General features: G+C 67.8%; 19 protein-coding genes. 6 read left to right on the forward strand and 13 right to left on the reverse strand.

Features of this window, described 5'->3' with window-relative positions:
• Positions 1–55 precede the first annotated feature (55 nt).
• Positions 56–496: an Lrp/AsnC family transcriptional regulator gene (locus GWI72_RS08445; RefSeq protein ID WP_179956042.1), complete on the reverse strand. Its 441-nt coding sequence runs from the start codon at positions 494–496 to the stop codon at positions 56–58.
• A gap of 142 nt (positions 497–638) precedes the next feature.
• On the opposite strand from GWI72_RS08445, the gene GWI72_RS08450 reads away from it, so the two are divergent.
• The gene (locus GWI72_RS08450) at positions 639–1,742 is read left to right on the forward strand and encodes a saccharopine dehydrogenase family protein (RefSeq protein ID WP_161708356.1); all 1,104 of its coding nucleotides are present in this window, start codon (positions 639–641) and stop codon (positions 1,740–1,742) included.
• 159 nt (positions 1,743–1,901) lie between these two features.
• On the opposite strand, the gene GWI72_RS08455 is transcribed toward GWI72_RS08450, so the two are convergent.
• The 9 genes from GWI72_RS08455 to cysS all read right to left on the reverse strand — a co-directional run bounded on the left by GWI72_RS08455 (position 1,902) and on the right by cysS (position 12,393).
• Positions 1,902–2,882: a sodium-dependent bicarbonate transport family permease gene (locus GWI72_RS08455; protein ID WP_161673760.1), complete on the reverse strand. Its 981-nt coding sequence runs from the start codon at positions 2,880–2,882 to the stop codon at positions 1,902–1,904.
• 477 nt (positions 2,883–3,359) lie between these two features.
• Positions 3,360–5,261: an ABCB family ABC transporter ATP-binding protein/permease gene (locus tag GWI72_RS08460; protein ID WP_161673762.1), complete on the reverse strand. Its 1,902-nt coding sequence runs from the start codon at positions 5,259–5,261 to the stop codon at positions 3,360–3,362.
• Between the two features lie 45 nt (positions 5,262–5,306).
• On the reverse strand, positions 5,307–5,672 hold the full coding sequence (locus tag GWI72_RS08465) for an ArsR/SmtB family transcription factor (RefSeq protein WP_161673764.1): 366 nt from the start codon (positions 5,670–5,672) through the stop codon (positions 5,307–5,309).
• A gap of 276 nt (positions 5,673–5,948) precedes the next feature.
• Positions 5,949–6,875, reverse strand: a complete 927-nt coding sequence (rarD, locus tag GWI72_RS08470; protein WP_161673766.1) for an EamA family transporter RarD — start codon at positions 6,873–6,875, stop codon at positions 5,949–5,951.
• An 81-nt stretch (positions 6,876–6,956) separates the two neighbouring features.
• Complete coding sequence (gene cimA, locus GWI72_RS08475; protein ID WP_161708357.1) at positions 6,957–8,555, reverse strand: citramalate synthase; 1,599 nt, start codon at positions 8,553–8,555, stop codon at positions 6,957–6,959.
• 30 nt (positions 8,556–8,585) lie between these two features.
• Positions 8,586–9,548: a prolyl aminopeptidase gene (gene pip, locus GWI72_RS08480; protein WP_161708358.1), complete on the reverse strand. Its 963-nt coding sequence runs from the start codon at positions 9,546–9,548 to the stop codon at positions 8,586–8,588.
• Between the two features lie 3 nt (positions 9,549–9,551).
• Positions 9,552–10,043: a GFA family protein gene (locus GWI72_RS08485; protein WP_161708359.1), complete on the reverse strand. Its 492-nt coding sequence runs from the start codon at positions 10,041–10,043 to the stop codon at positions 9,552–9,554.
• Entirely contained in the window at positions 10,040–10,411 is a 372-nt protein-coding gene (locus GWI72_RS08490) for an endonuclease domain-containing protein (protein ID WP_161673775.1), read from the reverse strand. The genes GWI72_RS08485 and GWI72_RS08490 overlap by 4 nt, the downstream gene beginning before the upstream one ends.
• A 491-nt stretch (positions 10,412–10,902) precedes the next feature.
• Positions 10,903–12,393, reverse strand: coding sequence for a cysteine--tRNA ligase (cysS, locus tag GWI72_RS08495; RefSeq protein WP_161708360.1), 1,491 nt, complete (start codon positions 12,391–12,393; stop codon positions 10,903–10,905).
• Positions 12,394–12,803: 410 nt separating this feature from the next.
• On the opposite strand from cysS, the gene GWI72_RS08500 reads away from it, so the two are divergent.
• The 3 genes from GWI72_RS08500 (at position 12,804) to GWI72_RS08510 (ending at position 15,265) form a co-directional block, all read left to right on the forward strand.
• The gene (locus tag GWI72_RS08500) at positions 12,804–14,408 is read left to right on the forward strand and encodes a L,D-transpeptidase family protein (protein WP_161708361.1); all 1,605 of its coding nucleotides are present in this window, start codon (positions 12,804–12,806) and stop codon (positions 14,406–14,408) included.
• 260 nt (positions 14,409–14,668) lie between these two features.
• A complete protein-coding gene (locus GWI72_RS08505) occupies positions 14,669–14,857 on the forward strand; it encodes a hypothetical protein (RefSeq protein WP_161673781.1) in 189 nt (62 codons plus the stop codon).
• Between the two features lie 48 nt (positions 14,858–14,905).
• Positions 14,906–15,265 carry an ArsR/SmtB family transcription factor gene (locus GWI72_RS08510; RefSeq protein ID WP_161673783.1) on the forward strand — a complete coding sequence of 120 codons (360 nt, stop codon included), beginning with the start codon at positions 14,906–14,908 and terminating at the stop codon, positions 15,263–15,265.
• Between the two features lie 105 nt (positions 15,266–15,370).
• Here the strand turns inward: GWI72_RS08510 and GWI72_RS08515 are convergent, their stop codons facing one another.
• Together GWI72_RS08515 and GWI72_RS08520 are read right to left on the reverse strand one after the other, a co-directional pair.
• A complete protein-coding gene (locus GWI72_RS08515; protein WP_161673785.1) occupies positions 15,371–15,898 on the reverse strand; it encodes a CreA family protein in 528 nt (175 codons plus the stop codon).
• Between the two features lie 189 nt (positions 15,899–16,087).
• The gene (locus tag GWI72_RS08520; RefSeq protein WP_161673787.1) at positions 16,088–17,065 is read right to left on the reverse strand and encodes an MBL fold metallo-hydrolase; all 978 of its coding nucleotides are present in this window, start codon (positions 17,063–17,065) and stop codon (positions 16,088–16,090) included.
• Positions 17,066–17,369: 304 nt separating this feature from the next.
• On the opposite strand from GWI72_RS08520, the gene GWI72_RS08525 reads away from it, so the two are divergent.
• Positions 17,370–17,915 (forward strand): MarR family winged helix-turn-helix transcriptional regulator, encoded by a 546-nt coding sequence (locus GWI72_RS08525; protein ID WP_161708362.1) that lies wholly within the window; start codon positions 17,370–17,372, stop codon positions 17,913–17,915.
• 109 nt (positions 17,916–18,024) lie between these two features.
• Positions 18,025–19,440, forward strand: a complete 1,416-nt coding sequence (locus tag GWI72_RS08530; protein ID WP_161708363.1) for a DUF2865 domain-containing protein — start codon at positions 18,025–18,027, stop codon at positions 19,438–19,440.
• On the opposite strand, the gene gltX is transcribed toward GWI72_RS08530, so the two are convergent.
• Positions 19,403–20,764 carry a glutamate--tRNA ligase gene (gene gltX, locus GWI72_RS08535; RefSeq protein ID WP_161673793.1) on the reverse strand — a complete coding sequence of 454 codons (1,362 nt, stop codon included), beginning with the start codon at positions 20,762–20,764 and terminating at the stop codon, positions 19,403–19,405. The two genes, GWI72_RS08530 and gltX, sit on opposite strands and share 38 nt — an antisense overlap.
• Positions 20,765–20,904 lie beyond the last annotated feature (140 nt).

Below are 20,904 nucleotides of genomic sequence, written 5' to 3' on the forward strand. Positions count from 1 at the left end.
GCCGGCCGCTCCGACCTGGCGTCGCGCCGCTTGCAAGCGTGCGCGCGGGCCGGTCTCAGCGCTGGATGCGTGTCGAGAGGATGATGGAGGACAGCGTCCGCTCCACCCCCTCCAGCGCGCCGATGCGGTCGATCAGGTGGTCGAGCTCGGCGATGGAGGCGGCGGAGACGATGGCGATGAGGTCATAGGTGCCGCTGACCGAGTGCAGCGTGCGCACCTCGGGAATGCCGTTCAGCTCCGCCGTGACGCGCGGCAGGGACTTCGGCGCCAGCGTGATCAGCACATGCGCCTTGACGAAGCCGCCGCGGTACTCGTCCGACAGGCGCACGCCATAGCCGGTGATGACCCCTTCCCGCTCCAGCCGCTCCAGCCGCGCCTGCACCGTGGTGCGCGACAGGCCGAGCCGGCGCGCCAGTGTCGCCGTGGGCATGCGCGCATTCTGGCCAAGGAGATCGAGAAGCGCGCGGTCTGCGTCCGTGATCGTCACCGTGGTCATGTCGATTTTGCTCCCTCGCTGTCACTATGACCAATCAGCTCGTCATATCGCCCAAATCTGAGCGTCATTATGCCCGTTTCAACGCTGTGAATCGACCAGTGTTTCGCGCATCCTGACCGGAAACGATCCTGGAGGGGACAGCATGAAGCATGTAGCCGTCATCGGGGCCGGCAAGATCGGCTCCACCATCACCCGCATCCTGGCTGCGACGGGCGACTATCAGGTCACGGTGATCGACCGCACACCGGCCGATCTGGCACAGCTCGATGCGCACAAGGCGGTGACCCCCGTGGCCCTCGACATTGCCGACGGGGCGGGACTGACCGAGGTCCTGCGGGGCAAGTTCGCGGTGCTGTCGGCAGCGCCGTTCCACCTGACCGTCAGCATCGCCAGGGCCGCGGCGGCGGCGGGCGTGCATTACATGGACCTGACCGAGGACGTGGAGTCCACCCGGCAGGTGAAGGAGATCGCGGCGACGGCCTCGACCGCCTTCATTCCGCAGTGCGGGCTCGCGCCCGGCTTCATCTCCATCGTGGCGCATGATCTCGCCCGCCATTTCGACAGTCTCGAAGCGGTGCGGATGCGGGTGGGCGCCCTGCCCCAGTATCCCTCCAACGCGCTCAACTACAACCTGACCTGGAGCACGGACGGGGTCATCAACGAATACATCGAACCCTGCGAGGCCATCGTCGAAGGCAACCTGATCGAGGTGCCGGCGCTGGAGGAACGCGAGGAATTCGCCCTCGATGGCGTCGCCTACGAGGCCTTCAACACCTCCGGCGGCCTCGGCACCCTGTGCGAGACGCTGAAGGGCAAGGTGCGGACGCTCAACTACAAGACCATCCGCTATCCGGGACACGCGTCGATCATGAAGGCGCTGCTGAATGACCTTGGCCTTAGGCATCGCCGCGAGGTGCTGAAGGACATCCTGGAGAACGCCCTGCCGACGACGACGCAGGACGTGGTGATCGTGTTCGTCACCGTCAGCGGCCGCCAGAACGGCCGGCTGGTGCAGGAAACCTACGCCAACAAGATCTACAGCGGCGTGGTGGCCGGCAAGCTGCTGAGCGCCATCCAGATCACCACCGCCAGCGGCATCTGCGCCGTGCTCGACATGCTGGCCGACGGCGCGCTGCCGTCGTCCGGCTTCATCCGGCAGGAGGACATCCCGCTGGAGCGCTTCCTCGCCAACCGCTTCGGCAGCGCCTATGCGCAGAGCGAGGCCGGCCAGCGCAAGGCGGGCTGAGGGACAGGCTGGCTGAGGGGCGGGCTGGCTGAGGGGCAGGCGGGCTGCGCGGGAGGGGGGCCGGCACGTCCCCCGCCCCGCATATCCGGCCGCCGCCCCGTCTCGCCCCGTCTCGCCCCGTCTCGCCACGGCCCTGCCGGTCCGCAAGGGGCCGGCGGTCTAGCCGAGCAGGCCCTGCCAGAAGGCGGCGATGGCATAGACGATCGGGATCCCGAGGATGAGCATGAAGGGGAAGGTCACGCCCAGCGACGAGGTGAGGTAGATCGACGGGTTTGCCTCCGGGAACGTGGCCCGCACCGCCGCCGGCGCGTCGATGTAGGAGGCCGAGGCGGCAACAGCGCCCAGCACCGCAGACGACCCGAGGTCCAGACCCGCGAGCGTGGCCACGCAGGTCGCCAGCGTCCCGTTCACCATCGGCACACCGATGGCAAAGCCGAGGATGCGGGGGCCAAGGCGCGCAAAGTCGCGGAGCTGTGCGGCGGCGGCCATGCCCATTTCGAGCAGGAACAGGACGAGCACCCCGCGGAACAGGTCGACGAAGAAGGGCTCGATCCGCTCGAAGTTGGTGTCGCCGATGGCCCAGCCGATGAAGAGGCCGCCGCCCAGAAGGACGATGCCGCGCCCGCGCAGCGTCTCCTGCAGGATCGCGCCAAGCGACCCTGTGACCGCGCCGTCGCGGCTGAGGGCAAGACGTCCGTAGAACAGCGCGACCAGCATGCCCAGTTCCATGATGGCGACCAGAGCGGTCACATAGGCATCCATCGGCGTGCCCTGGGCCTCGGCATAGGAGCGCGAGACCACGAAGGTGACGGACGAGACCGAGCCGTAAAGCGCCGCGATCCCGGCCGCATTGCGGATATCAAGGCCGATCAGCCAGCGCGCCGTGAGATAGGCGAGACCAGGAAGCGCCAGAACCAGGACCAGCGTGACGCCAAGCCCGGCGGCAATGTCGGCGAAGGCGACCTTGGCCAGCTCCTGCCCGCCTTGCAGCCCGATCGAGAACAGAAGGAAGACCGAGAAGATCTTCATCACGGGCTCGGGGATCTCGAGGTCGGACTTGATCAGCCGCGCAAGGACCCCGAGCAGGAAGGCCAGGGTGATGGGGGATACGAGATTTTCCAGAAGAATGTCGCCGCTCATGCTGGCCGCTCCGCAACAGTGTGCCACGACAGCCGCGGCGGCCCACAAGGTAGCCAGACGCCTGAGAAAGAAAAATAGAAAGAAATCGAAAAATCGTTCGCTTTGATCGAATGATCGTGCCAGCAGGACCTCTGGCGCCTCCTCGGCTGCGCGATGGCCGCCTCACGTCCTGCCCGTCGTCGGCGAGATCCCGAAGCGGCGGCACAGCGCGGGACCGTTCGCTCCCTCGGCCCAGGCCGGTCTCACGACCCCACCTCTCTCCGCCATCCGGGACACCTCGCGGAACGGGATTCGACAGCCTCCTTCCAGACTGTCGAAACTGTCCACCATCTCCCCGAACGCCTGTCCACTCTGTCCCAAGTCCATACAGGGGGGCCAAGGGTCGGGCGAGACCGTTGGCTCGACGCAGGTCGGGTTGAAGGCGGGAAGCTGACGCCGGACGGGTCGAAAACCGGGGAGACTGTCCAGCGCCTGCCCTTACTCCCCTGCGGGACGTCCCCTCACCACGACACCCAGCTTGTCGGCCTCGCGGGCGGCGCGCAGGCGTTCTTCGGCCTCATCAGCCTCGCGCTGGCGGTTCCACATGGAGTGGTAGAGGCCGCCCATGGCGAGGAGTTCGGCGTGGGTGCCGCGTTCGACGATGCGGCCGGCCTCCAGCACGAGGATCTGGTCAGCGTTGACGACCGTCGACAGGCGGTGGGCGATGACCAGGGTGGTACGGTTCTGCGACACCTGGTCGAGCGCGGTCTGGATCTCGCGTTCGGTGTGGGTGTCGAGGGCGGAGGTGGCCTCGTCGAGGATCAGGATCGGCGGGGCCTTCAGGATGGTGCGGGCGATGGCGACGCGCTGCTTCTCGCCGCCCGAGAGCTTGAGGCCGCGCTCGCCCACCTCGCTGTCGAAGCCCTTCGGCAGCGTCTCGATGAAGGGCGCGATCTGGGCCATGCGGGCGGCCTCCTGCACCTCCTCGAGGCTGGCACCGGGGCGGCCATAGCGGATGTTGTAGGCGATGGTGTCGTTGAAGAGCACCGTGTCCTGCGGCACCATGCCGATGGCCGAGCGCAGGCTTTCCTGCGTGATGTCGCGGATGTCCTGGCCGTCGATGGTGATGCGGCCGCCGGTGACGTCATAGAAGCGGAACAGGAGGCGCGACAGGGTCGACTTGCCCGCCCCCGACGGACCGACGACGGCCACGGTGTGGCCTGCGGGAACGTCAAAGGTGAGGCCTTTCAGGATCTGGCGGTCCGGATCGTAATGGAAGGTGACATCCTCGAAGCGGATCGCGCCGGAGGACACGGCCAGGGCCGGGGCCCCCGGCTTGTCCTCGATCTCGGCCGGGACGGCGAGGACCGAGAACATGGATTCGATGTCGGCCAGCCCCTGACGGATCTCGCGGTAGATGAAGCCGACGAAATTGAGCGGAATGGCGATCTGCATCAGGAGCGCGTTGATCAGGACGAAGTCGCCGATGGTCTGGGTGCCGTTGAGCACAGCCATGGCCGAGAGCGCCATGCAGGCGGCGGTGCCGAGACCGAGGATGGCCGACTGGCCGAAGTTGAGCCAGGCGAGCGAGGTCCAGGTGCGCACGGCGGCCTTTTCGTAAGAGGCCATGGAGACATCGAAACGCGCGGCCTCCATCTTCTCGTTGCCGAAATACTTGACCGTCTCGTAGTTGAGCAGGCTGTCGATGGCCTTGGAATTGGCGTCCGTGTCGCTGTCGTTCATCTCGCGGCGGATGGCGATGCGCCAGTTCGACGTTTTCACCGTGAACCAGACATAGGCAACGATCATCACGGCGACGATGACCACATAGAAGAAGCCGAACTGCCACCAGATCAGCCCCGCCATGATGGCAAATTCCAGCAGGGTCGGAATGCCGTTGAGGATGGTGAAGCGGACGATGGCCTCGATGCCCTTCACGCCGCGCTCGATGACGCGGCTGAGGCCGCCGGTGCGGCGGGTGAGATGGAAGCGCAGCGACAGGCGGTGCAGGTGGGCGAAGGTGATGTTGCCGAGCTCGCGCACCGCATGCTGGCCGACCTGGGCAAAGAGCGCGTCACGCAGCTGGTTGAAGGCAACCGCCAGCACGCGGGCGGCGTTGTAGGCCAGCACCAGCATCACCGGCGCCACCAGGAAGGCTGGCAGGCCCGCTGTCTCGCCAGTGAGGGCGTCGGAGGCCCAGGCGAAGAAATAAGGCGAGAACACCGTCACGATCTTGGCGACGACAAGGGCGAGCACCGCCCAGACCACGCGCATCTTCAGGTCGGGCCGGTCGGCCGGCCAGATGTAGGGCCACAGGGCCACGAGCGTGGCGCCGGTGGAGCCTTCGTCGGCGCTGACCTTTGCGGCCGGCGCGGCAGATTTCGGGGACTTGCTGGTCATGATCGGTCTCTGGCGTGATCTCTGGTGCCGGCTTGGCGGGTCGGTTCAGTCTTTTTCGGAGGCAGGTGCGGATGCGCCAGCGAGAGACGCAAGGCGGGCAAGAAGGGCGGCAGCGGCCGCAAGATCGCCGGCCACCGCCGCAAGGTCGAGGCTGTAGCGGCAGGTGCGGCCGCGCACCTCGCAGGTGATCAACCCGGTCTCCTTCAGCATCTGGAGATGCTGCGAGACAGTGGACTGGGCGAGCGGCAGGCAGTCGACGATGTCGCCGCAGCAGGCGTCGGGGCGCCGCGCCAGCTCCTCCAGGATGCCGAGACGCGCCGGATGGCTCAGCGCCCGGAACAGGTCCGCGAGGCGCTGGACCTCAGGATCCTTCGCGCGGCAGCAGCCGGTGGTGCTTTCAGGGTCGGACATGTCGAGGGCCGCGTTGCATTCATCGTATAAATACGATGATTTGGAGGGTTTGCCAAGGAGGCAAATATCGGGGCATTGAACATGCGACTCTTGCCCCTCTCCCCCCTTGAGGGGGAGATGTCCGCGAAGCGGACAGAGGGGGGTAGCGGCGTTGCAACACAATCCGGCTCAAGTCGGCCGGGAGAGGCAGATTACCCCCCTCTGCCCCCTGCCGGGGGCATCTCCCCCTCAAGGGGGGAGAGGGGTGCACGACCTGCGGTCGCTTAAGCCCTCCCCTCACCCGGCGCGGGATTGCCGCCAGCGGCGCAGGGAATCGAGACTGACGAGGGCGAGGGCGAGCCAGATCATCGCGAAGGTGCCGAGCTGCGCCATCTGCAAGGGCTCGCCCCAGAGGAACACCGCCTGCAGGAACTGCAGCGACGGGGCGATGTACTGGATGAGGCCGATGAGCACCATCGACAGGCGCCGCGCGGCGCCGGAGAACAGGATCAGCGGCACGGCGGTGATGATGCCGGTGCCGACGAGGGCCAGGATCTGGCCCGTGCCGGCAAAGTAGTCCGGGTCAAGGCTCTCGGGCGTGACAAGGAGAACATAGGCCAGCGCAAAGGGCATCAGCAGGATGATCTCGATGAAGAGACCGGCCGCAGCGCCCACCGGCGTGATCTTGCGGATGTAGCCATAGAGGGCGAAGCTGACGGCAAGCGCGATCGCCACCCACGGCAGCCCGCCGAAGAGGACCGTCTTCAGGAGTACGGCAAGGGAGGCAAGGCCAACGGCCAGCGCCTGGGCCGGCGTGAGTTTCTCGCGCAGGATGACGAGGCCGAGCAGGATCGACACCAGCGGATTGATAAAGTAGCCAAGGCTCACATCCAGCACCTTGGCCTGGCCGATGGCCCAGACGAAGATCAGCCAGTTGGCGGCAATCAGCACCGCCGAGGCGAACAGCAGGCCGACGAGCCGCGGCGTCTTCAGGATGCCGATGATCTCGGGGATGCGGCCCTGCAGGGCGAGATAGCCGCCGACGAAGACCGTCGACCACAGGATGCGGTGGGCCACGACGACATCCGGGGCAACACCGTCGAGCAGCTTGAAATAGGCCGGCAGCACGCCCCACATGCCATAGGCGGCCAGGGCGAGGATGACGCCGAGACGCGTCTCGTCAGAAGCGCCGGGAGTGCCTGCAGCGCCGTTTGCGGTAGCCATGAACCGGTGACCTGTTGCCATGCCCGGCGAAGGCCCCGCCTTGCCGGACGGAGCCCGCGCGCCAAGGGCCGGGGAACCGCGTCAGCGGACCGCGCCGGCCTTCAGCAGGGCGTAAGTGATGGAATCGACGAGCGCCTGGAAGGAGGCGTCGACGATGTTGGACGAGACGCCGATGGTAAACCAACGGCGGTGGGTTGCAAGATCGTGGCTCTCGATCAGCACGCGGGTGACCGCGCCCGTGCCACCGTCGAGGATGCGCACCTTGTAGTCGACCAGCTCCAGCCCCTCGATGGCGGACTGGTATTTGCCGAGATCCTTGCGCAGCGCGCCGTCGAGCGCATTGACGGGGCCGTTGCCCTCTGAGACCGACATGCGGGTCTCGCCGTCCACATCCACCTTCACCACCGCTTCCGACATGGTGACCAGCTCGCCCAGCACGTTGAACCGGCGCTCGACCATGACGCGGAACGACTTGACCTCGAAGAAGCGCGGCACCTTGCCCAGCACGCGGCGGGCGAGCAGCTCGAAGGAGGCATCGGCGGCTTCATAGGCATAGCCCTTGGCCTCGCGTTCCTTCACCTCGGCCAGCAGCGCGTCGAGCTTGGGATCGGCCTTGTCGACCTCGACGCCGAGACGGGCGAGCTCGCCGAGCAGGTTGCTCTTGCCGGCCTGGTCGGAGACGAGCACCTTGCGCTTGTTGCCGACGAGTTCCGGCTCGACATGCTCGTAGGTCCTGGGGTCCTTGAGCAAGGCGGAGGCGTGGATGCCGGCCTTGGTGGCGAACGCGCTTTCGCCGACGTAAGGCGCATGGCGGTTCGGCGCGCGGTTCAGCATCTCGTCGAAGGCGCGGGAGATGGCCGTGAGATCGCGCAGATGCGCCGGCGTCAGCGACAGCTCGACAAGATCGGTATAGGGCGCCTTCAGCATCAGGGTCGGGATCAGCGACACGAGATTTGCGTTGCCGCAGCGCTCGCCGATGCCGTTCAGCGTGCCCTGGATCTGGCGCACGCCGGCCTCGACGGCGGCGAGCGAATTGGCCACCGCCTGGCCGGTGTCGTCATGGGCGTGGATGCCCAGATGCGTGCCCGGTACGACCTCGCGCACGCGGGCGACGATCTCCTTGACCTCGCCCGGCAGCGTGCCGCCGTTGGTGTCGCACAGGACGACCCAGCGCGCGCCGGCCTCATAGGCGGTGCGGGCGCAGGCCAGCGCATAGTCCGGGTTGGCCTTGAAGCCGTCGAAGAAATGCTCGCAGTCGATCAGCGCCTCGCGGCCGGCCGCGACGGCCGCCTGAACCGTGTCGCGGATGCTGTCGAGGTTTTCCGCGTTGGTGCAGCCCAGCGCCACCTCGACATGGTAATCCCAGGACTTGGCGACAAAGCAGTTGGCATCGGCCTTCGCCTCCAGCAGCAGCTGCAGGCCGGGATCGTTCGACACCGACCGCCCTGCCCGCTTGGTCATGCCGAAGGCGGTGAAGCGGGCCTTCGTCGTGCGCCTTTGCGAGAAGAACTCGGTGTCGGTCGGGTTGGCGCCGGGATAGCCGCCCTCGATGTAGTCGACGCCGAGGCGCTCCAGCAGCTCGGCAATCGCGATCTTTTCGGCCACCGAGAAGTCAATGCCGCTGGTCTGGGCCCCGTCGCGCAGGGTGGTGTCGAACAGATAGAGTTTCTCGCGGGTCATGGCTGGATACCGGATGCTTTTCTGGAAGGGTCAGGCGGCGGGAAGGCCGGCGAACTGGTCGGTGGCGCGGATCAGGCGGTCGAGGATGCCGGGCTCGTTATAGGCATGGCCCGCCCCCTCGACGAGGTGGAACTCGGCGCGTGGCCAGCGCTTGTGCAGCTCGAAGGCATAGCGCGCCGGACAGGGCATGTCATAGCGGCCATGCACGATGACGCCGGGGATGTCGGCCAGACGCCCGGCATTGGCCAAGAGCTGACCCTCCTCCAGCCAGCCGCCATGCATGAAGAAGTGGTTCTCGATGCGGGCGAAGGCATGGGCAAACTCGTCCTCGCCGAAGTGGTCAGTGTTTTCAGCATTCGGCAGCAGCGTGATGGTCTCGCCTTCCCAGAGGCTCCAGGCCCTGGCCGCCGCGACCCGCACCGCCTTGTCGGGATGGGTCAGCCGGCGCTGGTAGGCGGCCATCATGTCGTGACGCTCCTCGGCCGGAATGGGCGCCTGGAAGCGCTCCCATTTCTCCGGGAACATCTCGGAGACACCGAACTGGTAGTACCAGGCCAGTTCCGCCTGCGTCAGCGTGTAGATGCCGCGCAGCACCAGCTCGCTCACCCGCTCGGGATGGGTTTCGGCATAGGCCAGCGCCAGCGTCGAGCCCCAGGAGCCGCCGAAGACCAGCCACTGATCAACGCCCACCATCTCGCGCAGGCGCTCGATGTCGGCGACCAGATGCCAGGTGGTGTTGGCCTCCAGCTCCGCATGGGGCGTGGAGCGGCCGCAGCCGCGCTGGTCGAACAGCAGCACGTCATAGTGCTCGGGATGGAACAGGCGGCGATGCGCCGGCGAGATGCCGCCGCCCGGGCCGCCATGCAGGAAAACAGCCGGCTTCCTGCCCGGCGTGCCGCAGCGCTCCCAGGAGATCGAATGGCCATCGCCGACGTCGAGCATGCCGGACGCATAGGGTTCGATCGCGGGGTAGAGGTCGCGCAGAACGGTCATGGATCAGTCCTTTGTGGAAGGCTCGCGCGGCGGCCAGTCGGTCGTGTCGTGGTCGGGATGCTGGTGGGAGACCACCGAGGCGAGGAAGGCGGCGGCGGCAAAGTCCTCCTCCGTCCGGCGGACGGGCAGCGCGGGCATGTGGTCGGTGCAGGGCAGCTTGCCCTCCACGCCATAGGCGATGACGGGCACGATATCGTCCGGCTTGTCGAAGGCAGCGATGGCAAGCGCCATGCCATCCGGGGCCTCGTAGGTCAGCGGGGTGCCGCAGGCCGAGCAGAAGCCGCGCGCAACCACGTTGGAGCTCTGGAACCGGGCCGGCTCGCCCCGCGTCCAGTCCACGCTGTCCGCCTCGCGCACGGAAACGAGCGGCGCATAGAAGCCGCCAAAGGCCTTCTGGCACATTCGGCAATGGCAGATCGAGGCATGCCCGAGCTTGCCCCGCACCCTGAACCGCACCGCCCCGCACTGGCATCCGCCGGATCGTTCTTCCGTCATGGCTGGGTCTCCGATCTGCAATGGCTCAAGATCGTCTGAAGCACACCATCGAGGTTCGTCAAAACGTCTTGGTTCCAGAAGCGCAAGGTGACCCATCCGAGGCATTCGAGTGCCCTGTCGCGACGTTCGTCCCGTGCGAGCCCAGCCGCAAGCCCATGTTGCTCGCCGTCGATCTCGACGATCAAACGATACTCCGGCACCGCAAAGTCGGCGATGTAGCCTCCAATCGGCATCTGGCGACGAACGGCGATACCGTCCAGACGATGAGCGCGGACCGCATACCAGAAACGTCGCTCTGCCGTGGTGAGATCCCGGCGAAAGCGTCTCGCCTGTCCGCGTAAGTGGGACGGAACATCATGATGGGGCATCCGGTTCACTCCCGCTGATTGCGTTTCGCGCAGGATGCCAGTTTGCCGCTCTATCAGACAACCGGCCTCGGCCCCCTCTCCCCCCTTGAGGGGGAGATGTCCGCGGAGCGGACAGAGGGGGGTGATGCGGACGTGCCGCAAGCGCCGAGCCGGACGAGCCGCCCCATACCCCCCTCTGTCCCCTAACGGGGACATCTCCCCCTCAGGGGGGGAGAGGGGCGCAAGCGGGACGGCGGAGTTTCGTATCGCAACGCAGAGTGCCGGCAATCCGTCAGTTTGGTCTCGAGTAGACAAACGTGCCTCGGCCCCCTCTCCCCCCTTGAGGGGGAGATGTCCGCGGAGCGGACAGAGGGGGGTGACGCGGACGTGCCGCAAGCGCCGAGCCGGACGAGCCGCCCCATACCCCCCTCTGTCCCCTAACGGGGACATCTCCCCCGGCTGGCAAGCATCTGGGGGGGAGAGGCGGGCAAGCGGGACGGCCGTGCCGGACATCAGCGCTTGACCTCCCAAGTGGTGGTGCGCTGGCCGGTGGCGGGGTCCTTGCCGTCCTTGAGCAGGACGCCCATGGCGGTGAGCTCACCGCGCAGGCGGTCAGCTTCGGCGAAGTTCTTTGCCTCGAGGAAGGCGAGACGCTCTGCAACGAGCGCCGCGATGGCCTGCTGCTCCGACTGATCGCCGCCACGCAGCCAGGCTTCCGGCTTCTGCTGCATGAGGCCGAGGAATTGGGCCGAGGCCAGGGCAACGGCGGCCGATTCCGGCTGGTAGAAGTCCCAGCCCAAAGCACTCTCGCCGAGGACCAGGTCGCCGAGCCGCGACGAGGAAAACAGCCCCTGCAGGACCTTCACCGCGGCACCGGTGTCGAGGTCATCGGCCAGAGCCGCAACCAGATCAGCGCTGACGGTGGACGGCGCCACGTCGCCGGCCTGATCGAGCATGCGGTACCAGCGGGTCAGGATGTTTTCCGCCTCCTCCAGCTTGCGGACCGAGAAGTCGATCGGCTCGCGGTAATGGGTCATCAGCATGGCCAGCCGCAGCACTTCGCCCGGCCACGTGCGGCCGCCGAAGACCTCGGTGTGCAGCAGGTCGTGGATGGTGAAGAAGTTGCCGTCGGACTTCGACATCTTGCGGCCTTCGACCTGCACGAAGCCGTTGTGCATCCAGTAGTTCGCCATCACCGACGTGCCATGGGCGCAGCAGGACTGGGCGATCTCGTTCTCGTGGTGCGGGAAGATGAGATCGAGCCCGCCGCCGTGGATGTCGAAGACCTCGCCCAGATGCGCCTTGCTCATGACCGAGCATTCGATGTGCCAGCCGGGGCGGCCACGGCCCCAGGGGCTGTCCCAGCCGGGCTCTTCCGGCGACGACAGTTTCCAGAGCACGAAGTCGCCCGGGTTCTTCTTGTGCGCATCGACCGCGATGCGGGCGCCGGCGAGCTGGTCGTCGAGATTGCGTTTGGAGAGCTGGCCGTAGGTCGGCATCGAGCCCGTGTCGAACAGCACCTCGCCGCCCTCCTCCGTTGCCGCAACATAGGCGTGACCACGGGCGATCAGGGTCTCGATCATCGAGACCATGCCGGCGATGTGCTGGGTCGCGCGGGGCTCATGGGTGGGCGGCAGGTTGCCGAGGGTGGCGACATCCTTGTGGAACTGGTCGGCGGTGGTCCTGGTCACCAGCGCGATGGCGTCGTTGAGCGGCAGGCCCGGATGATCGCGCAGGGCTCTCGCGTTGATCTTGTCGTCCACGTCCGTGATGTTGCGGACGTAGGTGACGTGGTCCGCGCCATAGACATGCCGCAGCAGGCGGAAGAGCACGTCGAAGACAATGACGGGCCGCGCATTGCCGATATGGGCGAAGTCATAGACGGTCGGGCCGCAGACATACATGCGCACGTTCGCGGCATCGAGGGGGGCAAAGACCTCCTTCGACCGGGTCAGCGTGTTGGTCAGACGCAGGACGGGCGCGTCCGGCTTCGCATGGGTCATGACAAATCGTCTCCTGGCCTGCTGGCCGGGACGTCCGTCTCTTGGAAAAATGACGCAAGAAGGGAACGGCCACAGCCAGCGATTGCGCTAGCTGCAGATAATGGTGATCGGAATGAGGGTCCGGCTGGCCGTGTTCATGGGCAAAACCTTTGACCGGTTTCCGGGCGGCGGTCAAGCGGAGATGCAAAACCTTCACGCGCTGCCTTTCGCGGCACAATCGGGGCAGAAAACTGGACTGGGGCCGCCAACACGCTAGGATTTGCCGGCCGGGAATCGCCCGGCCAGCCGGGGGGCAGGACATGGCAGGCACGCATCGACCCGCACGGATTGCCGCTGAGGCAGCCCTCACCGCATGGCCGGGAGCCGGGCGCGCCGCGCGTGGCCTCGCCGCGGCGGTTGTTGCAGGACTGATGCTGTCAGCGGCGCTGTCCGTCACCGCACCGGCGGCTGCGGCCGCGCAGACCGCCCCTGCCGCGCCGACGGATCAGGGCATCGGCCCTGCGATTGCCGAGGCGATCCAGGCGCGGCTTGGAACCGTCTCCGACCCTGCAATCGCGGCCTATTACGCCGCGCGCGGCGGCGAGCCGCTGTGGGTGCTGTCCGATGGCGACGACGCGGGGCTTTCGGAAAACGGCCACCTGGCCATCGCCGCCTTTGCCGCAGCCAATGACCATGCGCTCAACCCGGACAATTACGCCCCGATCGACCTGGCCCGGCGCGCCGATGCGGCTGCAACGGCCGAAGACTATGCCACGCTCGACATCGACCTGACGCGCAATTACGTGCGCTACGGCACGCATCTGGCCTCCGGCCGGGTGCAGCCGAATGTGGTGAGCAAGGCGCTCAACATCTTCCCCGAGATCCCGGACCCGGCCGATCTCCTGAACGCGGTCGGCCAGTCGCCGGATTTCGGGACCTATCTGGAGGCGCTGGCGCCGCAATCGCCCTCCTACGCGCGGCTGAAGCAGCGGCTGGCGGAGTACCGGGACAAGGCGGCGCGGGGCGGGTTCACGCATGTGCCGGCGGGCGCGACGCTGAAACCCGGCATGACAGACCCGCGGCTTGATGCCCTGCGCCGGCGGATGGCCGAGGAAGACTACATGCAGGCGGCCGCCCATGCGGGCGACGTCTATGACGGGGCGCTGGTGGAGGCGGTGAAGCAGTTCCAGGCCTATCACGGCCTGACGGTCGACGGGGTGATCGGGCCGGAGACGCTGGCGGAGATCAACACCTCGATCACGCAGCGCCTGATCCAGATGGAGCTCAACATGGAGCGCCGGCGCTGGATGCCGGACCATCTCGGTTCGACCTACATCTTCGTCAATCTGGCCGACCAGGTGCTCAAGGTGGTCAAGGACGAGAAGACCATCCACACGGCGCGGGTGGTGGTGGGCAAGCCCTATCACGCGACGCCGGTGTTCTCGCGCAACATGACCTATGTGGAGGTCAATCCGTTCTGGAACGTGCCGCAGTCCATCGCGGTGAACGAGTATCTGCCCAAGCTCATCAAGAGCCCGGCCGCCCTGTCCGGCCAGAACATTCGCGTGTTCAGGGGCGACACGGAAGTGAACCCGGCCAGCGTCGCCTGGGCGTCGTACCAGGGCACGGGCCTGCCCTATCAGCTGAGGCAGGATCCGGGCGACAAGAATGCGCTGGGCCGCATCAAGTTCATGTTCCCGAACGCCTTCAACATCTACATCCACGACACGCCGTCCAAGGCGCTGTTCGACCGCTCGGAACGCTATTTCAGCCATGGCTGCATCCGGGTGTCGGACCCGTTCGCGCTCGGGGAGGTGCTGCTGTCGGCGCAGGGCTTCGACAAGGCGAGGCTGGAGCAGATCCGCGACAGCGGCGAACGGCAGGTGATCACGCTGAAGGAGCCGGTGCCGGTGCATCTGACCTATCTCACCGCCTGGATGAACAAGGACGGGTCGACGCATTTCCGCCAGGACATCTACGGTCGCGACGAGGCGCTGCTGAAGGCGCTCGCCCGTGCCATGCGGGAAAACCTCTGACCGGAACGCCGGAAGCCGACGGCCTGACGGCCCCCGGACCGGTGCCCCCGTCTGCGGGCATCCCGGACGCGAGCGAAGCGGAGATCCGGGATGGCGCCGGTCAGGCTGAGGTTCATCACCAAGCCGGCAGCTAACGACCGTTCACGAAGCTGAACGGCAGCTGAAAGCCGGTCTCAGCATGGGTTCAGCCCCGCCCTGCCATTGTAGCGCCATCAGGTCGTCATGGACCGGGCGCAGCCCGGCCGGCAGCGGAGCTTCCCATGGTCTCGCGTTTCGTGTCGCTCACCTTCGTCCTCTCCGTTCTGGTCCTGCCGCTGGTCGGCATGGCCGCCCTCGTCTCGCAGCCGGCCATGCCCCAGGCCGTCTCGAAGCAGAAGGGGCTCTGCATGACCTCGGGGCTCGGGTGCGGCACCGGCCACATGCTGCTGCCGGCCTTGTCACGCCCGTGATCGAACCCTAAGTTGCCTGCATCGGCACAGTTTGGTACTTTCACATTCATGAAACCTGACCTACTCGAGGCCAAGGCTGAAATGGCCGCCCAGTTCCTGAAGATGATCGCTTCGGCACCGCGGCTGCTGCTGTTGTGCCAGATGGCGGAGCGGGAATGCAGCGTGGGCGAGCTGGCCGAAAAGACGGGCATGCGCATGCCGACCGTCTCGCAGCAGCTGAGCCTGCTGCGGGCACAGGGGCTGGTGGTGACCCGGCGCGAGGGCACAACGATCTACTACCGCCTGGCGAGCGAGGCCGCGCGCGAGGTGATGGGCGTGCTGTTCAAGCACTTCTGCGCCGAGGACGCCGCCGGCCTGGCGCTGGTGGCCGAGGCCGAGGCCGAGACAAGCGAGCCCGCGACGGCCTGACGGCCGGCGCGAGAGCAGCCTCGCTCCCCGTTTCAGCCCCCTCCCCGTTTCCGCCCCCCTTCCCGTTTCCAGGGCCGTCATCGAGAGACCGTGACGCAGGGCCCCTCAGTCCGTGACGAAGTCGGCGCAGCGCGGCGCCGGCTGGTCGCCCCAGGGCATGATCGGCACGGTCGAGGTGGAGTTCTTCGGGCTGCCTTCGATCAGCTTGTCGGAATAGACCAGATAGACGAGCACGTTGCGCTTGGCATCGCAGCCGCGCACGATCCGCATTTTCTTGAAGAAGAACGAGCGGCTCTGGCGGAACATCTCGTCGCCCTGCTCGAACTTCTCGCGGAAGGCGATGGGCCCGACCTGACGACAGGCGAGCGAGACGTCGGACACTTCCTCGGCAATGCCGAGCCACCCCTCCACCCCGCCCTTCTCCGGCACGGTGAAATGACAGGCGACGCCCTCCACCACCGGATCGTCGATGGCATAGGTGGCGAGCTTGTGGTCGGGCGTGAGGAACTTCCAGACCGTCGATTTCTTGAAGATCAGATCCGGCTCGTCGGCCGCCCGGGCGGCGCCGGCGAGAGGCGCTGCCAGACAGAGGCCGAGAAGGCTGGCAACGAGGGCGGACTTGCAGCGTGACATGGGACGTCCTTGCGACAGGCGGCGGAGACGGATCCGCGCGCGGCGGGCGCGTGTCGCGCCCGGATGGGATGTGGGCACGACCACTGTCGTCTTCCAGAGCCGACACGGTCCATCCGCAAAAATGCGTATATCGCAGAGGGAGAACGGCCTGCTGCCGGGCTTGCGGGCGGGCCGATGCCCCCGCCCGTCTCAGGCCGCGTTGCTGGCGGCCGCGCCGGAGCCCAGCTCGGTGAAGATGTGCCGGTCGCGTTCGGCCGTCCAGACCTGCGGCAGGTCCTGGCCGCGCGCCTCTTCGAGCGCACGGACGACGTTGAAGGGCATCCGCGCCTCGTAGAAGGCAAGGCGGCCGAAGCGCGGGTCCATGGCGTCGCGGATGGCTGCGTGGGCCTCCTTCAGCGGCAGCTCCTCGACCACACAGGCGCGGGCGGTGCCGAGCAGCGTGTCGAGATAGTCGCGCGTGCGGGTCAGCGCCTCGCCGACCTGCGTCGGGCCAACGATCGCCGGACCACTGCCGGCGATCACCGCATTGGCCCGGAATGCCCGCATCCGCTCCAGCGTGCGCAACCAGTCGGCCAGATGCCCGTCACGGGTGTCCGGGCAACCGCCGGGCTCCAGGAGGTCGCCGGCAAACATCACGCCGCTGTCGGGCACATAGACGACCACGTCGCCCATGGTGTGGCCGCGGCCGAGATGCATCAGCCGCACCTCGCGGCTGCCGAGGCGCAGCGACAGGGAGGAGGCGAAGGTCATGGTCGGATGGACGGGCAGGCCCTGGGCGAAGGCCGCGCGCTGCGGCCCCTGGGGCACGCGCAACCGGGCGGCATGCTCGCAGTCGAGATCGTGCCGGCCGCGCTCGTCGATCATGCGCCGGGTCAGGTCCGAGGCGATGATCTCGCCCGGCACGAGGGCCGGGGCTCCCATGATGCGGCGCGCGTGATAATGGGTCAGCACCAGATGCTTGACCGGCCTGTCGGACAGCCGCTCCAGCGCCTCGAGAAGAGGCGTGGCATCGTCCCGGCTGGGCGGGGCATCGACGAGCACGAGGCTGTCCTCGGCCCGGATCACGCCCACGGTGGGCCGGCCCGGCCGGGAGAGGGCAAAGCAGCCCCGCCCCACCTCGGCGATGGTGACGGAGTCGGTGTCGGCGCCGCTCGTGGTCTTGCTCATGGTCTTCACCTTCTCAACGGTGGATCCATCGCCCGCAGCGCCGTCTTGTCGCGGTCCCTGCCCGCGTACGCGCGCGGATCCTCACCCTGTCTCCGCAGAGTCGCTGCGGGACGCTCCGATTCGCAAACAAATGCAGAAAAATCATGGCACAGGCGAAGTTTTATCAACAAGTTGCTGAGTTATCCGGCTTTGCGCAGCCGGGACGGCCGGGTCAAACTGCCCGGTGTTCTCGCCGAACGCCCGATTGCTGCATGCGCGAAGGCGGGTATTATTGCACCCCAGCGCAAGGAACCACGGAGCGGCCATGTCCTCGCCGACGCCAACATCCAGAGACAGCCGCGGCACGGCACCGGACGCGCCGGGCGAGGCTTCCGGCGAGCCGCTGCGGCTGGAGACCTTCCTGCCCTACCGGCTGAGCATCCTGTCCGAGGTGGTGAGCCGGTCGCTGTCGCGCATCTATGCCGACCGCTTCGGCATCGCCATTCCCGAGTGGCGCGTGGTGGCGACCATCGGCCAGTTCGGCCGCGTGACGGCGCGCGACGTGGGCGCGCACAGCCACATGCACAAGACCAAGGTGAGCCGGGCCGTCGCCGCGCTGGAGGGGCTCGGCTATGTCGCCCGCAGCCCCAACCCGCAGGACATGCGCGAGAGCTTCCTCGAGCTGACGCCCCGGGGCGAGGCCATGTACCGGGAGCTGGTGCCGCAGGCCCGCGCCTTTTCCGACGCGCTGCTCGCCACCCTGCAGCCGGAGGCGCAGAAGGAGCTGGACAGCCTGCTGACGCGGCTCCAGGACGCGGCCCGCCGGCTGGGCGGCGCAGAGACGGACAGCGCCCCGGAGGCAAGCGGTTAACCGCGTTTCCGCTCCGTCATTGCAAATGCCGTGAGGGGCCGGAATAGTGCGGGCGGGGATTTTCCGGAGACGACACCCCGTGTCCGGACGCTGGTACAGGGATCACGCCATGAAGGCGGTCACTCGCACGCTGCAGACCGGTCTGCGCGCGCTGGCGCTGGCTGGTGCCATCTGTCTTGCCGCCACCGCGGCAGGCGAGGCCCGCACGGCTGCCTGCGACGGACTGGAGCGCCAGCTCGCCCGCGCCCAGGCGGCGCAGCAGGGCGGGAGCGGCCCGTCGAAATGGCAGGAAGCGGCCCGGCAGCAGGCGGCCGCGATTGCCGCAGCCGAACGGGACGCAGCCTATTTCCGCTGCAGCGCCCAGCCCGGAACCCCGAAATGCAGCGGCCTGATCGAGAAGATCGGCCGCATGAAGGCCAATCTGGCCAAGATCGAGCGGCAGCGCGCCCGCAGCGAGCCGGCCGCCGGCCGCGGCGCGAAGGACGTGATCCGGCTGCAGGCCGCCCTGCTGCGCAACCGCTGTTCCCAGACCGCCCCGCGCAGCGCCTCTGCCGATGACACGGCGCCGCTGAAGCCGGCCCAGCCGAGCGGGCTGATCGGCCGGATGCTTGGCGCGGTGCCGGATGACGACCGGCCGCTGATCGTGGCACCGCCCGCCCCGGGCCAAAGCCTGTCCGTCGCCTCGCGCCCGGCCGGGCTTGCAGGGGAAACGGCGGGAGAGACAGCAGCAGAGCGGCGCTCGCGCGCGGGCATGAGCACGCGGGCATCGGACCTGCCGCGGGTGCGCACACCGGCAGGCGCGACGTTCCGGACGCTGTGCGTGCGCACCTGTGACGGCTACTTCTTCCCGATCAGCTTCTCGACCACCTCGGACCAGTTTCCGCAGGACGCGCAGGTCTGTTCGTCCATGTGCCCGGCGGCCCAGACGGAGCTGTTCATCTACCGCAATCCCGGCGGCGAGCCGGAAGACATGGTGTCGCTGGCCGGCGTTGCCTACAAGGAGCTGCCCAACGCCTTCCGCCACCGCAAGGAGTATGTCGAGGGCTGCAGTTGCCAGGCGCGCCAGCAGGAGGCGGGCGCGTCCGGCCGAAGCCTGTCGTTGGTCCCGATTGCCGGCACGCCCCTGCCCGCCGCCACGCCCGGCCTTGCCGGCGCTGCCGATGATCCGCAAACCGGCAGCCTGCGTGCGGCGCTGAGCCCGATCCCGGCCGAGGCCCTGCCCGAGGACGCGGACCCCGACACCCGCCAGAACCTGGCCGAAGGCTTCGATCCGACAGTCCGTGTCGGCCCGCAGGCCGGGCTGCAGGCGACACCGGCGGCTGGCCCGGGCGATCTGCCCGGCGCCAGTCATGGTGCCGGTCATGGAGCTGATCATGGCGCAATGGCCGAGACGCATGACGGGACGACAGCGGCGGCACCCCGGCCGGATGCCATTGCCTCAGAGGAGGCGGCCGGCGCTGCCGAAGCGACGCAGCCCCGCAGTCCCGTCAGGCAAGTCGGGCCAAAATTCTTTCCCGACCGATAAGCGGCAGCAGCGCGTTCATGTCCGGGCCGTGGTCGTGGCCGGTGAGCGCCTGGCGCAGCGGCAGGAACAGGCCCTTGCCCTTGCGCCCCGTTGCGCCCTTGAGCGCCTCGGTCCACACCTTCCAGGTGGCCGCGGTCACCTCGCCGTCCGGCAGGAGTGCGCCGGCGCTGGCGAGATAGTCCCGGTCTTCCGCCGCGATCACCGGCACGATCTCGCCGGCCACGACGGGCCACCACAGCGCCGCATCGGCGACCCTGACGCAATTGTCGCGCACCGCGAGCCAGAAGGCCTCGCCGCCGCCGATACCGAGGGCGGCGAGCCGGTCCGCCACAGTCGCGTAGGGCAAGGCATGCACGAGATGGGCGTTGAGCGTCTCAAGCTCGGCCGGATCAAACCGGGCCGAGGACTTGGAAATGCCGGCAAGATCGAGCCTCTCCGCCAGCGCATCGAGAGAGGCGACCGCCTCGACCGCCTGTGAGCTGCCGGTGAGGACGGCGAGCGAGGCCAGCGCCATCGGCTCAAGCCCGGACTCGCGCAGCGAGGACACCGACAAGGCCCCTTTCCGCTTCGACAGGCCCTCGCCATCGGCGGTGGTCAGGAGATTGTGATGGGCCAGCACCGGCGGCTCGGCGCCCAGCGCCCGGAACAGGGCGATCTGCACGGCGGAGTTGGCGACATGGTCCTCGCCGCGAATGACGTGGGTGATGGCCAGATCCGCATCGTCGACCACCGAGGTGAAGGTGTAGAGGCAGGTGCCGTCCTCGCGCACCAGCACCGGATCGGACAGGGAGGCGAGGTCGATGGCCTGCGGCCCCCGGCAGAGGTCGTCCCAGGTGACATCGGTGCGCCGGGGCGCCAGCGGATCGCCGTCATGGTTGGGCAGGAGGAACCGCCAGTGCGGCTTGCGGCCTTCGGCCTCCAGCCGGGCGCGGTCGTCCGGGGTGAGCTTCAGCGCGGCGCGGTCATAGACCGGCGGGCGGCCAAGCGCGCGGGCCCGCGCGCGGCGGCGCTCCAGCTCGTCGGCGGTCTCGTAACAAGGGTAAAGCACGCCTGCCGCCTTCAGGGTCTCGGCTGCAGCGGCATAGAGCGCCCCGCGGTCGGACTGGCGATAGACGGCATCCGGCCTGAGCCCAAGCCAGTCGAGATCGGCAGCGATTGCCTGCGCATAGTCCTCGCGCGAGCGCTCCACATCCGTGTCGTCGAAGCGCAGGAGGAAGCGTCCGCCGTTCCGGCGCGCGAACAGCCAGTTGAGCAGGGCGGTGCGGGTGTTGCCGATGTGGATGAGGCCCGTCGGCGAGGGCGCAAAGCGGACTGTGACGGTCATGGCCATGAGGTATCCCGGCTGCAGGATCGGGACAAGCGATAAGATGGGATCCGCTCACGCCTCCGCGAGCGCCCGCGCCTGCGCGCCGCACGGACGCGGGGCGGAGCGAAGGCGAAGGGACAAGGGCGGGCGCCCCGCCC

The sequence above is a fragment of the Pannonibacter sp. XCT-53 genome (assembly GCF_009915765.1).
GTDB classification, from domain to species: Bacteria; Pseudomonadota; Alphaproteobacteria; order Rhizobiales; family Stappiaceae; genus Pannonibacter; species Pannonibacter tanglangensis.